At 64.8% G+C, this 13322-nt stretch carries 12 protein-coding genes; 10 read left to right on the top strand and 2 right to left on the bottom strand.

What is annotated here, in order from left to right; translation table 11 throughout:
• Window positions 1-2: 2 nt before the first annotated feature.
• Complete coding sequence (locus tag AAFN84_RS11215) at window positions 3-587, top strand: thermonuclease family protein (protein WP_347514636.1); 585 nt, start codon at window positions 3-5, stop codon at window positions 585-587.
• 2 nt (window positions 588-589) lie between these two features.
• On the opposite strand, the gene hrcA is transcribed toward AAFN84_RS11215, so the two are convergent.
• On the bottom strand, window positions 590-1660 hold the full coding sequence (hrcA, locus tag AAFN84_RS11210) for a heat-inducible transcriptional repressor HrcA (protein WP_347514635.1): 1071 nt from the start codon (window positions 1658-1660) through the stop codon (window positions 590-592).
• A 145-nt stretch (window positions 1661-1805) separates the two neighbouring features.
• Here hrcA and rph point away from each other — a divergent pair, with 145 nt between their 5' ends.
• The 7 genes from rph to AAFN84_RS11175 all read left to right on the top strand — a co-directional run bounded on the left by rph (window position 1806) and on the right by AAFN84_RS11175 (window position 6942).
• The gene (gene rph / locus AAFN84_RS11205) at window positions 1806-2522 is read left to right on the top strand and encodes a ribonuclease PH (protein WP_347514634.1); all 717 of its coding nucleotides are present in this window, start codon (window positions 1806-1808) and stop codon (window positions 2520-2522) included.
• 26 nt (window positions 2523-2548) lie between these two features.
• A complete protein-coding gene (locus tag AAFN84_RS11200) occupies window positions 2549-2959 on the top strand; it encodes a VOC family protein (RefSeq protein ID WP_347514632.1) in 411 nt (136 codons plus the stop codon).
• The gene (locus tag AAFN84_RS11195) at window positions 2960-3610 is read left to right on the top strand and encodes a non-canonical purine NTP pyrophosphatase (RefSeq protein ID WP_347514631.1); all 651 of its coding nucleotides are present in this window, start codon (window positions 2960-2962) and stop codon (window positions 3608-3610) included.
• Window positions 3607-4761 carry a radical SAM family heme chaperone HemW gene (gene hemW / locus AAFN84_RS11190; protein ID WP_347514630.1) on the top strand — a complete coding sequence of 385 codons (1155 nt, stop codon included), beginning with the start codon at window positions 3607-3609 and terminating at the stop codon, window positions 4759-4761. Before AAFN84_RS11195 ends, hemW begins: the two co-directional genes overlap by 4 nt.
• 4 nt (window positions 4762-4765) lie before the next feature.
• Window positions 4766-5665, top strand: a complete 900-nt coding sequence (rsmI, locus tag AAFN84_RS11185; RefSeq protein WP_347514629.1) for a 16S rRNA (cytidine(1402)-2'-O)-methyltransferase — start codon at window positions 4766-4768, stop codon at window positions 5663-5665.
• Window positions 5655-6029 carry a YraN family protein gene (locus AAFN84_RS11180; RefSeq protein ID WP_347514628.1) on the top strand — a complete coding sequence of 125 codons (375 nt, stop codon included), beginning with the start codon at window positions 5655-5657 and terminating at the stop codon, window positions 6027-6029. The genes rsmI and AAFN84_RS11180 overlap by 11 nt, the downstream gene beginning before the upstream one ends.
• 88 nt (window positions 6030-6117) lie before the next feature.
• A complete protein-coding gene (locus tag AAFN84_RS11175; RefSeq protein ID WP_347514627.1) occupies window positions 6118-6942 on the top strand; it encodes a cyclase family protein in 825 nt (274 codons plus the stop codon).
• On the opposite strand, the gene AAFN84_RS11170 is transcribed toward AAFN84_RS11175, so the two are convergent.
• The gene (locus tag AAFN84_RS11170) at window positions 6939-8315 is read right to left on the bottom strand and encodes a cytochrome P450 (RefSeq protein WP_347514626.1); all 1377 of its coding nucleotides are present in this window, start codon (window positions 8313-8315) and stop codon (window positions 6939-6941) included. The two genes, AAFN84_RS11175 and AAFN84_RS11170, sit on opposite strands and share 4 nt — an antisense overlap.
• Before the next feature lie 208 nt (window positions 8316-8523).
• Here AAFN84_RS11170 and gyrB point away from each other — a divergent pair, with 208 nt between their 5' ends.
• Window positions 8524-10998, top strand: a complete 2475-nt coding sequence (gene gyrB / locus AAFN84_RS11165) for a DNA topoisomerase (ATP-hydrolyzing) subunit B (protein ID WP_347514625.1) — start codon at window positions 8524-8526, stop codon at window positions 10996-10998.
• A gap of 144 nt (window positions 10999-11142) precedes the next feature.
• Window positions 11143-13290 carry a transglycosylase domain-containing protein gene (locus AAFN84_RS11160; protein WP_347514624.1) on the top strand — a complete coding sequence of 716 codons (2148 nt, stop codon included), beginning with the start codon at window positions 11143-11145 and terminating at the stop codon, window positions 13288-13290.
• Window positions 13291-13322 lie beyond the last annotated feature (32 nt).

The raw sequence follows: 13322 nt of genomic DNA, 5'->3' as shown, positions 1-13322 counted from the left end.
GCATGCGCAGATTCGGAAAGCGACGTCGGTCCTACACATTGAAGGAAGCTGGCCTGCCCGATCCCATGCGCGCGCGCAAAAGGGAGGCTGGTGTCCTGCGGTCGCTGTGGGTCCTGACGCTCGCGGCCGGCATCGGTGCCGTTGCCGCGTCGGAGTTTGGACCCGGGCAGGCGCTATCCTTCGTCCAGTCGTTCCTGCCCGCCAGCCAGAGCCAGAGCCAGAGCCAGCCGGCCACGCTGGTGGGACTGGTGCGACCGATGCCGTTTTGCGGCGGTGGCCGCCGTGTGTCCTGCGTCGTCGACGGCGACACCTTCTGGCTGTCGGGCGAGAAGGTCAGGCTCGAAAGCATCGATGCGCCAGAGATGGAGGGTGCCTGTTCCTATGAACGTAACCTGGCGCAACAGGCAAAATCCCGCTTGAGCGAAATCCTCTCCAACCGGGAGATCACGCTGTCCCGCAGTGGCCACGACCGCTATGGCCGGACCCTCGCACGCGCCGATACACCTTCAGGTGAAGCTGGCGCGATCCTGGTGCGCGAGGGGCTTGCACGCCGATGGACGGGCCGGCGCGAGCCATGGTGCACCTGATACTATCTCAGGAGCCGGCTTATGATCTGCGCGGTGTAGTCGACCATCGGCACGATGCGGGCGTAGTTGAGGCGCGTCGGCCCTATGACGCCCAGAGCGCCCACCACGCGCGAATCCTTGTCGCGGTATGGCGCCACGACGAGCGACGAGCCCGACAGCGAGAACAGCTTGTTCTCCGACCCGATGAAGATGCGAACGCCATGGCCCTCCTCGGCAAGGTCGAGGAGCTGGATCAGCCCTTCCTTGGTCTCCAAATCGTCGAAGAGGTGGCGTAGCAATTCGATGTCGGCCTGCGCCGTGACGTTTTCGAGGAGGTTGGCACGGCCGCGAACGATGAGACGTGCCGGCAGCCCGCTTTCCGCTCCGGCCCACACCGCCAGCCCGCGTTCCACCAGGTCCTGGGACAGCGAATCGAGCGCTGCCCGGGTCTGCTCGTGCAGACGGCTGACTTCCGTGCGCGCTTCCGCCAGTGTGCGGCCGCGTATATGAGCGTTGAGAAAGTTCGATGCTTCCTGGAGCTGCGACGCGGTAATACCTGCCGGCAGGTCGAGCACGCGGTTCTCGACGTCGCCATTCTGCGATACCATCACGGTCAGCGCCTTCAGCGGTTCGAGCTGGATGAACTCGATGTGCTTGAGCGGCACCTCGCTCTTGGTCGCCAGCACGAGGCCCGCGCCGCGCGACATGCCCGACAACATTTGGCTCGCCTCCGTCAGCATGTGCTCCAGTGTCGCGCCGCTGCCCGAAGCCTTCACCTGCGCCTCGATCACGCGCCGCTCGTCGTCGGAAAGGTCGCCGAGCTCCATGAACGCGTCGACGAAGAAGCGCAGCCCGGCCTGCGTCGGCAGCCGCCCCGCCGAGATGTGGGGCGCGTAGATCAGGCCCAGATGTTCCAGGTCGCTCATCACGTTGCGGATCGTCGCCGGCGACAGCGACTGCGGCAGGAGCCGCGACAGGCTGCGCGAGCCGACCGGCTCACCATCGCGCAGGTAGGAATCGACGATGAAACGGAAGATGTCGCGCGAGCGTCCGTCGAGCGACTGCAGGTGCGGCTCAACCAGTGGCTTGGTCATCGTGGGCCTCGTTTCGTCCATGAACGAAGATATAGTCGAGGCGTCGCGCGACGCAACGCTCCAAACAGCATCAGCCTTTTCCTTTGCGTCCTTGGGCTGTGGAGGCTACAAGCCCCCGCACATCGAAAAGGGACAAAAAACGACCATGCGGCCATCAAAACGCCAGCCCGACGAGATGCGGGCCATTTCCTTCGAACGCGGCGTCTCCAAGCATGCCGAGGGTTCGTGCCTCGTCAAGTTCGGCGACACCCATGTTCTGTGCACCGCAAGCCTGGAGGAACGCGTTCCGCCATGGCTGCGCAACTCCGGCAAGGGCTGGGTCACGGCGGAATACGGCATGCTGCCGCGTTCGACTGGCGATCGCATGCGCCGCGAAGCGTCGTCGGGCAAGCAGGGCGGGCGCACGCTGGAAATCCAGCGTCTCATCGGCCGCTCGCTGCGCGCCGTGGTCGACCTGCAGGCGCTGGGCGAGGTGCAGATCACCGTCGATTGCGACGTCATCCAGGCAGATGGCGGCACCCGCACGGCATCGATCACCGGCGGCTTCATTGCGCTGCACGATTGCCTGAAGTGGATGGAAACGCGCCAGATGGTCAGCGTCGGCAAGGTGCTCAAGGACCATGTGGCGGCAATCTCCTGCGGCATCCACAACGGCGTACCGGTCATCGATCTCGATTATCTGGAAGATTCGTCGGCCGGCACCGACGCCAATTTCGTCATGACCGGCAAGGGCGGGATCGTCGAGGTCCAGGGAACCGCCGAGGGCGAGCCTTTCAGCGAGGAAGAATTCGCGGCATTGATGGCGCTTGCCAAGAATGGCATCGCGCGGCTGGTCAATCTCCAGACGATGGCGATCGCGTAAGTCGTACCGGCAACGAGACTCATGCAATGACCCCCTCGGGCATCCTCGAATCGGCGCTCTACGTCGACGATCTCGATAAGGCCGAGGCCTTTTATCGCGACGTGATGGGCCTCGAAGTGCTCACGCGGCTAGAGAAACGCCATGTCTTCTTCCGTTGCGGTGACGGCGTCTTGCTGCTTTTTGATCCGTCACAGACGGTGAAGCCGCCGGCGCCCGATGCGCGTCTGCCGGTTCCGCCGCATGGCACAACCGGCAACGGCCATGTGTGCTTCCGCGGCACCGCCGATGAGATAGAGCGCTGGAAGGCGCATCTGGGGAAACACGGCGTCGAGATCGAGGCCGATTTCGAATGGCCGCAGGGCGGACGCTCGATCTATTTTCGCGATCCAGCGGGAAACTCGCTCGAAATCGCCGAACCGAGGATTTGGGGACTGTAGATGCGCACGCTGGACGACAAGCGGATCGTTGTGGCCAGCCACAACAAGGGCAAGCTCGCGGAAATCGCCGACCTTATCGGCCCATTCGGCCTGGAGGCCAAATCGGCCGCTGAATACGGTTTGCCCGAGCCTGCCGAAACCGGCACGACGTTCGAGGAAAACGCATACATCAAGGCATTCGCGGCAGCATCAGCCACCGGCCTTCCCGCGCTCTCCGATGATAGCGGACTTGTCGTCGACGCGCTTGACGGCGCGCCCGGCGTCTACACCGCCGACTGGGCGGAAACCGCCACAGGCACCCGCGACTTCGCCATGGCGATGCGCAAGGTCGAGGATCTGCTGCACCAAAAGGGCGCGCTTTCGCCGGAGGCCCGGACGGGCCGCTTCGTCGCCGTGCTCTGTCTCGCCTGGCCCGACGGCCACGCGGAATATTTTCGCGGCGAAGTGGAAGGCACGCTGGTCTGGCCCCCGCGCGGCGAGCGCGGCTTCGGATATGACCCGGTGTTCAAGCCGGACGGCTATGACGAGACGTTTGGCGAGATGCCTGCTTCGCAGAAACATTCGTGGGAGGCCGGCCGGGGCGATCTTGGCCTGTCGCACCGCGCCCGCGCCTTCGCGCTCTTCGCCAAGAGCATGCTGGGAGCGACATGACGACCGGCGAACCAGGCTTCGGCGTTTACGTCCACTGGCCCTTCTGCGCGGCCAAATGCCCGTATTGCGACTTCAACAGCCATGTCCGGCACCAGAAGATCGACGAGGAGCGTTTCGCCGCAGCCTTTGCGCGTGAGATGGCCACGATGCGCGAGCGCACCGGACCGCGCGAGGTGACGTCGATCTTCCTGGGCGGCGGCACGCCATCACTGATGAAACCCGAAACCGTCGGCGCGGTCCTTGAGGCGATTGCAGCGAACTGGAGCATGCCGGATGGCATCGAGGTGACGCTGGAGGCCAATCCGTCCTCGGTGGAGGCGTCGCGCTTCAAGGGCTATCGGTTGGCAGGTGTCAACCGCGTCTCGCTCGGCGTGCAGGCGCTGAACGATCGCGATCTGCGCTTTCTGGGACGCCTCCACGACGTCGACCAGGCACTCGGCGCGATCCGACTTGCGCGCGAGACATTTCCTCGCCTTTCCTTCGACCTGATCTATGCGCGGCCCGGCCAGACGCTTGACGCATGGGCAACGGAGCTTGAGGAGGCGATTGGCCACGCGGCCGACCATCTGTCGCTCTACCAGCTCACCATCGAGGAAGGCACGCGCTTCCATGCCCTGCACGCGGCCGGCAAGTTCGAAATCCCCGATCCGGACCTTGCCGCGGATCTCTATCAGGTGACGCAGGACGTCACCACCGCCCACGGCCTGCCGGCCTACGAGATTTCCAATCACGCGCGGCCGGGCGCGGAAAGCCGGCACAATCTCGTCTATTGGCGTTATGGCGAATATGTCGGCGTCGGCCCGGGCGCCCATGGACGCTTCGTCGAGGACGGGCGCCGCATCGTTACCTTTACCGAGAAGATGCCCGAAACCTGGGCCAATCTCGTCGAAGCGAAGGGACATGGCGTCATCGGTGGCGAGGTGCTCAGCCGCTCCGAGGAGGCGGACGAGTTCCTGCTGATGGGGTTGCGGTTGGCTGAAGGCATCGACCTTGCCCGCTACGAGCAGCTCTCCGGAAAGCCGCTGTCGTCGAAGCGCATCGCCGTGCTCCAGGACGAGGCCCTTGTCGCGCCGGTCGGCAATTCGCGGCTGCGCGCCACTTCCACCGGCATGATCGTGCTCGACGCGGTGGTTGCCGATCTGGCACGATAGCGCGATGAGCGGGGACGACCAACGACGCGGCTACATGATCGGACAGACGGGTTTCGCCGTCCGTGCGCTCGAACCGGCGCTCTATCTCGTGGCGACGCCGATCGGCAATTTGTCCGACATCACCCTACGCGCGCTCGAAACGCTGGCCGCCGCCGACATCGTCGCCTGCGAGGACACCCGGGTCAGCCGCGTGCTGCTCGACCGCTACGGCATCAGGCGCCGCACCACGGCCTACCATGAACACAATGCAGCCGAGGCAGGACCGCGACTTGTCGAGGCGGTGCTGTCGGGCAAGAGCGTGGCGCTCATCTCCGACGCCGGCACGCCGCTCGTCTCCGACCCGGGCTTCCGCCTCGTGGGCGAGGTCGTGGAAGGCGGCGGCAGGGTGGTACCGATCCCCGGTCCATCCGCGCTTCTTGCAGCACTGACGGCATCCGGCCTGCCCTCCGACGCGTTCTTCTTTGCCGGTTTCCTGCCATCGAAGGCGGGTCAGCGGACGACGCGGCTGGAAGAGCTGCGCGGCGTACCGGGCACGCTGGTCTTCTACGAATCGCCGCGCCGGCTGGCAGACACGCTGGCGGCGATGGTCGGGGCTCTCGGCGATCGCCCAGCCGCCATCGGACGCGAACTGACCAAGACGTTCGAGGAAATGCGGCGCGGATCGCTCGCCGATCTGGCGAAGGCTTACGGGGAGGAGGATACGCCGAAGGGCGAGGTCGTCATCTGCGTCGGCCCACCGCTCGTCGCCGACACCCCCAGCGCGCAGGACGTCGACGCGTTGCTGCTCTCGCTGTCGGATGAACTCGGCGCATCCCGCGCCGCGGGCGAAGCGGCGAAGATGACCGGCGGGCGCAAGGCCGACCTCTATCGCCGGCTGATGGAGCTGAAAGGCGATGGAGGATAGCGCCCGCGCGAGACGGCAAGATCACGAGCGGCGCGGGCATCGCGGCGAGCGGATCGCATCGCTGGCGCTGATGCTCAAGGGTTATCGCATCGTCGCTCGGCGTTACAGGACCAGGCTCGGCGAGATTGACCTGATCGCACGGCGCGGCAGCCTCGTCATCTTCGTCGAGGTCAAGGTGCGGCCCACGCTCGTCGAGGCGATGGAAGCTATCGGGCGCATGTCTGAGCAGCGCATTGAGGCCGCAGCCGATCTCTGGCTGATGCGCCAGCCGGATCATGCGCGCCTGTCGCTTCGCTTCGACATGGTGGCGGTCCTGCCGCGCCGCTGGCCTGTGCATGTACCCAACGTGTTTCAGGGGAGCTGACGGTCCAAAAATCTTACCTTGCGGAAGCTTCGGCGCGGGATCATTCTTGCCCTGCATCCTCGAACGATGACCAGAGAGGGAATGAAGAATGTGCCATCATTGCGTAATCGACAGCGTCAAGGCGCGCATGCTCAGCCGCCGCGATTTCTTCCGCGGCAGCGCCGCCGCAGCGGGCGCGGCCGCGCTGGTTGCCACTGCCGCCCCCAGGCCGCTCTTTGCACAGGGCATGCCGATGAAGGCGGAAGACCTGACCCACGAACTGCACGAGCAGTTTCCGACCTTCGACGGTCAGCAGCAGTTCTTCATGGAGCCCAAGTACAAGATCGACGGCGACGGCTACAATCTCAACTATTGGCGGCTTGAGGAACATTGCGGCACGCATATCGACGCGCCGCTGCACTTCTCGGCCGACGGGCGCTCGGTAGCGGAACTCGAGGTCGGCGAACTCGTCTGTCCGCTGGCGGTGATCGACATCCGCGCCAAGGCCGCCGAAGACCCGGATGCGCAGGTCACGCCCGAAGACATCGACGCCTGGGTTGCCGAGCACGGCGAACTGCCGGAAGGCGCCTGCGTGGCGATGCTGTCGGGCTGGACGGAGAAGGTCGGCGGTGACGAGTTCCGCAATGCCGACGACAAGGGCACCATGCACTTTCCGGGCTTTCACGTCGAAGCGACTAACAAGCTTCTCGAGGAAGGCCGCGCCGGAGCCATCGCCGTAGACACGCTGTCGCTCGATTTCGGCCCGTCGCCCGACTTCGCCGTGCATTATTCGTGGCTGCCGGCGGGCAAATACGGCATCGAGTGTGTCGCCAATCTCGACCGGCTTCCCGCTTCCGGCGCCACGCTCGTCGTCGGCGCGCCGAAAGTACGCAACGGCACCGGAGGACCGGCACGGGTGTTCGCGCTGGTCTAGTCTTGGCGGTTGCTTACCCGCATCGGCAGGCCGCCCTGCGGCTGGGTGGTCAGCTTCTGGACCGGCCAGGGCTTGGTTTCGGGCACCGTGTCGAAGCGGAAGCGCGACATCAGCACCGCCATGGCGATCACGGCCTCCTGCATGGCGAAGGCAGCCCCGATGCAGATGCGCGGGCCGGCGCCGAAGGGAAGGTACTGGTAGCGGTCGATCGCGTCGCGGTTCTCGGGATGAAATCGCTCCGGCAGGAACGCGTCGGGCTGTGTCCACAGCTTGCGGTGGCGATGGATCGTCCACGGCATGATCTGTATCTGCGCGCACTTGACGATATCGAGGTCGCGCCAGCGCTCCGGCGCGATCGCCTCGCGGCTGATGGAGGCGGCCGGCGGATAAAGCCGCATCGCTTCCTCGAAGGCCGCGCGGGTGAACGGCATCTTGCCGAGCCATTCGTAAGGATCTGGCGTCGACGCGATCACGGCGTCGATTTCCGCTTCGATCTTCTCGCGCTCCCATGGTGCTTCGGCCAGGCAGTAGAGCGTCCAGCCGAGCGCGCGCGCAGTGGTCTCGTGGCCCGCGCCGATGAAGGTGATGATGTTGTCCTCGATCTCGGACGCGGTGATCCCGTCCGGACCTTCGGCTTTCAGCAGAAGGGTGAGGAAATCATTCGGCACCGCGTCCGGCTCGCGCAGCAGCCGTTCCTTGCGCATCTTCATCGTTTCGACGACGAGGCCGCGGAAGAACGCCAGCGCCTTGCGCCCGCGCAGCCTCGTAATGCGCGGCAACCAATCGGGTGCCCCGATGAGGTCGAGCGGGTCGACGCGCCCCATCGTCTCGAACAGATGGTCGACCTGATGTGCGAAATCGCCGGGATCGCCTGCGATCTCGCCTGAAAACAGCGTCTCGGCCAGAATTTCGTAGGTCAGCATCGTCATGTCGCGGGCGACGTCGACTGTTGAGCCATCCTGGTATCGCGCGGCGAAATCCTCGGACACGCGCAGCATGGGGCCAGCGAAACCCGCGATATTGCGTGGCGTGAACACCGGCGCCATCGCCTTGCGCGAGCGTTTCCAGGTTTCGCCCTCGGCCGTCAGCAGTCCGTCATGCAGGATCGGGCGCAGGATCTTCTGGCGCACCCGCGCCATGCGATAGTTCTTCGCATTGTCGACCAGCACATGCCGGATGAGGGCCGGATCATTGGCGATCACCAATGGCCCGCCGATGCCGGTGCGGATTGAAATCCAAGGTTCGTTGTAGGAGGGCTCGCCCCACAATTCGAGCGGATTCCGGTAGACGATCCGAATCATTTCGAGCGTCGTCGGGGGTCGGGTGCGCGGCTTCGGCGCCGGTGGTATGAACGCGGTTGGCTGGGTGTCCATCTCTTGCTCCGCTGGCCCTAAGGCAATCTAGGGAGTGTGGGCGAATCATTCAAATGCGATCCTTGGCGACGGGCGAATGACATCCCCAGCCGAATCACTGCGAAACCTTGGAAACTCATGCCTTAGAGCCTATATTTGGAGCATCTTCCGGCGGTGATTCGAACCTGTTCGATCCGTCGCCTTTCAAGAACGGCAAGATTGGACTTTCATGAGCGACGAGACCGAAAGCGGCAACGGCGGCAACGCTGAGTACGGCGCTGATTCCATCAAGGTTCTCAAGGGCCTGGATGCGGTACGCAAGCGGCCGGGCATGTATATCGGCGACACCGACGACGGCTCCGGCCTGCATCACATGGTCTACGAGGTCGTCGACAACGCAATCGACGAGGCGCTGGCCGGTCATGCCGACCTGGTATCTGTGACGCTCAACCCGGACGGTTCCTGCACCGTTATCGACAATGGCCGCGGCATACCGACCGGCATCCACACGGGCGAAGGAATTTCGGCCGCTGAAGTCATCATGACCCAGCTACACGCCGGCGGAAAGTTCGACCAGAATTCCTACAAGGTTTCGGGCGGCCTGCACGGCGTGGGCGTCTCGGTCGTCAATGCGCTGTCGACGCAGCTCAGGCTTAAGGTCCGGCAGGCGGGCCAGATCCACGAGATGAGCTTCACCCACGGCAACGCCGACGCGCCGCTGGCGGTTACCGGCACCTATGCCGAAAACCACCAGCCCGGCACGAATGAAGGGCGCTCGGGCACCGAGATCACCTTCCTGCCCTCGACGCAGACCTTCACAAAGACCGAGTTCGACTACGGCACGCTGGAGCACCGGCTGCGCGAACTCGCCTTCTTGAACTCCGGCGTGCGCATCGTCCTCACCGACAACCGCCATGCCGATGTCAAGCAGATCGAATTGCACTATGATGGCGGGCTGGAAGAGTTTGTCAAATATCTCGACCGCGCCAAGAAGCCGCTGATCTCCTCGCCGATCGCCATCAAGGCGGAGCGCGACGGCATCACCGTCGAAGTCGCGATGTGGTGGAACGATTCCTACCATGAGAACGTGCTGGCGTTCACCAACAACATTCCCCAGCGCGACGGCGGCACCCATCTCGCAGGCTTCCGCGGCGCGCTGACGCGCCAGATGACGGGTTATGCCGACAGCTCGGGCATCTCCAAGAAGGAGAAGGTCTCGCTCACCGGCGACGACTGTCGCGAGGGCCTGACGGCGGTGCTGTCGGTCAAGGTACCCGACCCCAAGTTTTCTTCGCAGACCAAGGACAAGCTGGTCTCGTCCGAAGTCCGCCCGGTCGTCGAAAATCTCGTCAACGAAGCGCTCAACACCTGGTTCGAGGAACATCCCGCCGAGGCTAAGGTGCTGATCGGCAAGGTGGTCGAGGCCGCCGCCGCGCGCGAGGCCGCCCGCAAGGCGCGCGAACTGACGCGGCGCAAGGGTGCGCTCGACATCACCTCGCTGCCGGGCAAGCTCGCGGACTGCCAGGAGCGCGATCCGGCCAAGTCCGAGATCTTCATCGTCGAGGGTGACTCGGCCGGCGGCTCGGCAAAATCGGGCCGCTCGCGCCAGAACCAGGCGATCCTGCCGCTACGCGGCAAGATCCTGAACGTCGAGCGCGCCCGCTTTGACCGCATGCTCGGTTCCGACATGATCGGCACGCTGATCACGGCGCTGGGCACGGGCATCGGCAAGGACGAGTTCAACGCCGAGAAGCTGCGCTATCATAAGATCATCATCATGACCGACGCCGACGTCGACGGCGCCCACATTCGCACGCTGCTGCTGACGTTCTTCTTCCGCCAGATGCCGGAGCTGATCGAACGCGGGCACCTGTATATCGCCCAGCCGCCGCTCTACAAGGTGACGCGCGGCAAGTCGGCGCAATACGTCAAGGACGAGCGCTCGTACGAGGAGTTCCTCATCGAATCGGGTCTCGACGAGGCGTCGCTGGTGCTCGGCAATGGCGAGGTGCGGACCGGGCAGGATCTGCGTGTCGTCATCGACGACGCGCTTGCCATGCGCACCCTGATGAACGGACTTCACACACGCTATTCGCGTTCGGTGGTCGAACAGGCGACGATCGCCGGTGCGCTCAACGCCGCCATCCTGACGGACCCGGCGCTGGCCGCGGAAGCAGCGGCCTATGTCGCCCGCCGCCTCGATATCATTTCCGAGGAGACGGAGCGCGGCTGGGAGGGTAGGGTCAATCCGTCAAATGAAGGCGCCGGCGGCCTCGTCTTCGAGCGGACGGTGCGCGGCGTGCGCGAACTCGTGACGCTCGATGCCGGGCTGCTCGGCTCCGCCGATGCGCGCGCGCTCGACCGCTACACGGCCCGCCTGCAGGAGATCTACGAAAACCAGCCTGTCCTGCGCCGCCGTGACACGTCGGAAACCATCACCGGACCGCTGGCCTTGCTCGATGCCGTCTTTGCGGTCGGCCGCAAGGGCCTCTCCGTCCAGCGCTACAAGGGTCTTGGCGAGATGAATGCCGAGCAGCTCTGGGAGACGACGCTCGACCCGAATGTGCGTTCGCTGCTCCAGGTCAAGGTCAACGACGCGACAGACGCAGACTCGCTGTTTGCCCGCCTGATGGGCGACGAAGTCGAGCCACGCCGCGATTTCATCCAGGAAAATGCGCTCTCTGTGGCCAATCTGGACGTCTGATCCCGTTTTCAAGCAACCGAGCCACCCGTCGCGATCGTATCGCGGCGGGTGGCTTGTTTAACGCCCCATTAAAACGCCCCAATTAGTCTCCATCCGACACCCGTCAGCCCGGAACCCCTGGGCAGGGATGAGACTGCGGACGGAATGGCCAGCCGAAAGAAAAGCGCACGCATCGAGCCGACTTTCGAAGCGTCGGTGCGAGATGAATCATCCGCCGGCTTCTTCGTCGGTGAGGACGACCGTGTCGTTCCGTCCACCCGCAAGAAAAAGCCGGCCGCAAAGCAGCGCGGCGGATCGCGCAAGACGTCGGCTAGCAGGCGATCGCGCGGCAAGGGCAAGCGCGGCGGCATCTTCGCGCTAATGCGTGGCGCTATGTATTGGGGCATGGTGATGTGCCTGTGGGGCGGCATCGCCGGTGTCGGCATCGTTGCCTATTACGGCGCGCAGATGCCGGCGGCCACCACATGGGCTATCCCAGACCGGCCGCCCAACGTGCGCATCGTCTCGGTTAACGGCCAGCTCGTCGCCAATCGCGGCATGACCGGCGGCGAGGCGATCGGCCTGCACGAGATGTCGCCCTATATCCCGCAAGCGGTCATGGCGATCGAGGATCGCCGCTTCTATTCGCATTTCGGCATCGACCCCATCGGCCTCGGCCGCGCCATGGTCGCCAACGTGGCCAGGGGCCGGATCAGCCAGGGTGGTTCGACGCTGACCCAGCAGCTTGCCAAGAACCTGTTCCTGAAGCCGGAGCGCACGATCGAGCGCAAAGTCCAGGAAGTGCTGATGGCCCTATGGCTGGAGCATGAATATTCGAAGGACCAGATTCTCGAAATGTACCTGAACCGGGTCTATTTCGGTTCCGGCTCCTATGGCGTCGAGGCAGCCTCACGGCGCTATTTCGGCAAGTCGGCACGCGATGTCTCGCTGCCGGAGGCCGCGCTGCTGGCTGGCCTTCTGCAAGCGCCTTCCCGGCTGTCACCGGCACGCAATCCCGCTGCTGCCGAGCGCCGTGCCCAGCTCGTCTTGTCCGCCATGCGCGATCAGGATCGCATCGGCGACGGCGAGCTTGCCACGGCGATGAGTTCGCCTGCCTCGCGCACGCCGGCCCACTGGACGGGTTCGGAACACTATTTCGCCGACCGGGTGATGGAGGAACTGCCCGAACTCATCGGCGAGGTCAGGCAGGACATTATCGTGGAGACGACGGCAGACCTTGTGCTCCAGACGTTCGCCGAAGCCTCGATCCGCCGCTTGATCGACGAGCAGGGCAAGACGCATAGCGTCAGCCAGGGAGCGTTGGTGTCGATCGATTCCACCGGCGCGGTGCGGGCCATGGTCGGCGGATACGACTACGCCACCAGCCAGTTCGACCGGGTCTCCGAGGCGCGCCGTCAGCCCGGCTCTGCGTTCAAGCCCTTCGTTTACATGGCGGCGATGGAAGCCGGGCTCACGCCCGATACGACCCGAAACGATGCCCCGGTCAAGTATGGCAAGTGGGCGCCGCGCAACTACAACGACAAATATTACGGCCAGGTGAGCCTGACCGACGCGCTGGCGAAATCGCTCAATTCTGTCGCCGTGCAACTTGCCCGCGAGGTCGGCCCGTCTGCCGTAGTCGAGACGGCATGGCGCATGGGGGTGGAATCCGACCTCCAGCCGAACCTGTCGATCGCCCTTGGGACCTCCGAGGTGACCCCTCTGGAGCTCACCGCCGCCTATGTGCCCTTTGCCAATGGCGGCTACCGGCCGGACATCCATTTCGTCAAACGGGTGAAGACGGCCAAGGGCGAGGTGCTGTACGAGCACCGTCCCGCGACCGGCCCGCGCGTCGCGCGACCGGAAGTCATCGGGATGATGAATGCCATGATGGCGCAGACCGTCTCGCAGGGCACAGCCCGCAAGGCGGCATTCGGCTGGCCTGCCGCCGGCAAGACCGGAACCACGCAGAACGCCCGCGACGCGTGGTTCGTCGGTTACACCGCCAATCTGACGACCGGCGTCTGGTTCGGCAACGACGATGGCTCGCCGACCAAGAACACCGGCGGTTCGATGCCGGCGCTGGCGTGGAACGAGTTCATGGCCGCCGCCCATGAAGGCGTGCCGGTGGCGCAGCTTCCCGGCGGCTGGAGCGGCGGCGGCGTGCTCGCCAAGGTCGAGGATATCCTGCGCGCGCAGGACCCGCTGGACGACCGGACCGCGTCGATCGAGCGTCCGGTTCCCGCGAGCGAGACGCGCCCCCAGGCGATGGGCGGCGTCGGCTCGATCATGGACGTCATCCTGGGCAACTGACACGCAATCGTGCTCTCGCTATCGCCCATGGC

The sequence above is a fragment of the Mesorhizobium sp. CAU 1741 genome (assembly GCF_039839275.1).
In the GTDB taxonomy this organism is placed as follows: Bacteria; Pseudomonadota; Alphaproteobacteria; order Rhizobiales; family Rhizobiaceae; genus Aerobium.
Note: the sequence above shows the minus strand (reverse complement) of the source record. Positions and strands in the feature narration are given on the sequence as shown.

Bases quoted from the DNA above. Each gene is read 5' to 3' on its own strand.
- AAFN84_RS11175 (WP_347514627.1), top strand. From the start codon at position 6,118: ATGTGCCATCATTGCGTAATCGACAGCGTCAAGGCGCGCATGCTCAGC.
- AAFN84_RS11180 (WP_347514628.1), top strand. From the start codon at position 5,655: ATGGAGGATAGCGCCCGCGCGAGACGGCAAGATCACGAGCGGCGCGGG.
- AAFN84_RS11160 (WP_347514624.1), top strand. From the start codon at position 11,143: ATGGCCAGCCGAAAGAAAAGCGCACGCATCGAGCCGACTTTCGAAGCG.
- hrcA (WP_347514635.1), bottom strand. From the start codon at position 1,660: ATGACCAAGCCACTGGTTGAGCCGCACCTGCAGTCGCTCGACGGACGC.
- gyrB (WP_347514625.1), top strand. From the start codon at position 8,524: ATGAGCGACGAGACCGAAAGCGGCAACGGCGGCAACGCTGAGTACGGC.
- AAFN84_RS11195 (WP_347514631.1), top strand. From the start codon at position 2,960: ATGCGCACGCTGGACGACAAGCGGATCGTTGTGGCCAGCCACAACAAG.
- rsmI (WP_347514629.1), top strand. From the start codon at position 4,766: ATGAGCGGGGACGACCAACGACGCGGCTACATGATCGGACAGACGGGT.
- AAFN84_RS11215 (WP_347514636.1), top strand. From the start codon at position 3: ATGCGCAGATTCGGAAAGCGACGTCGGTCCTACACATTGAAGGAAGCT.
- AAFN84_RS11170 (WP_347514626.1), bottom strand. From the start codon at position 8,315: ATGGACACCCAGCCAACCGCGTTCATACCACCGGCGCCGAAGCCGCGC.
- rph (WP_347514634.1), top strand. From the start codon at position 1,806: ATGCGGCCATCAAAACGCCAGCCCGACGAGATGCGGGCCATTTCCTTC.
- AAFN84_RS11200 (WP_347514632.1), top strand. From the start codon at position 2,549: ATGACCCCCTCGGGCATCCTCGAATCGGCGCTCTACGTCGACGATCTC.
- hemW (WP_347514630.1), top strand. From the start codon at position 3,607: ATGACGACCGGCGAACCAGGCTTCGGCGTTTACGTCCACTGGCCCTTC.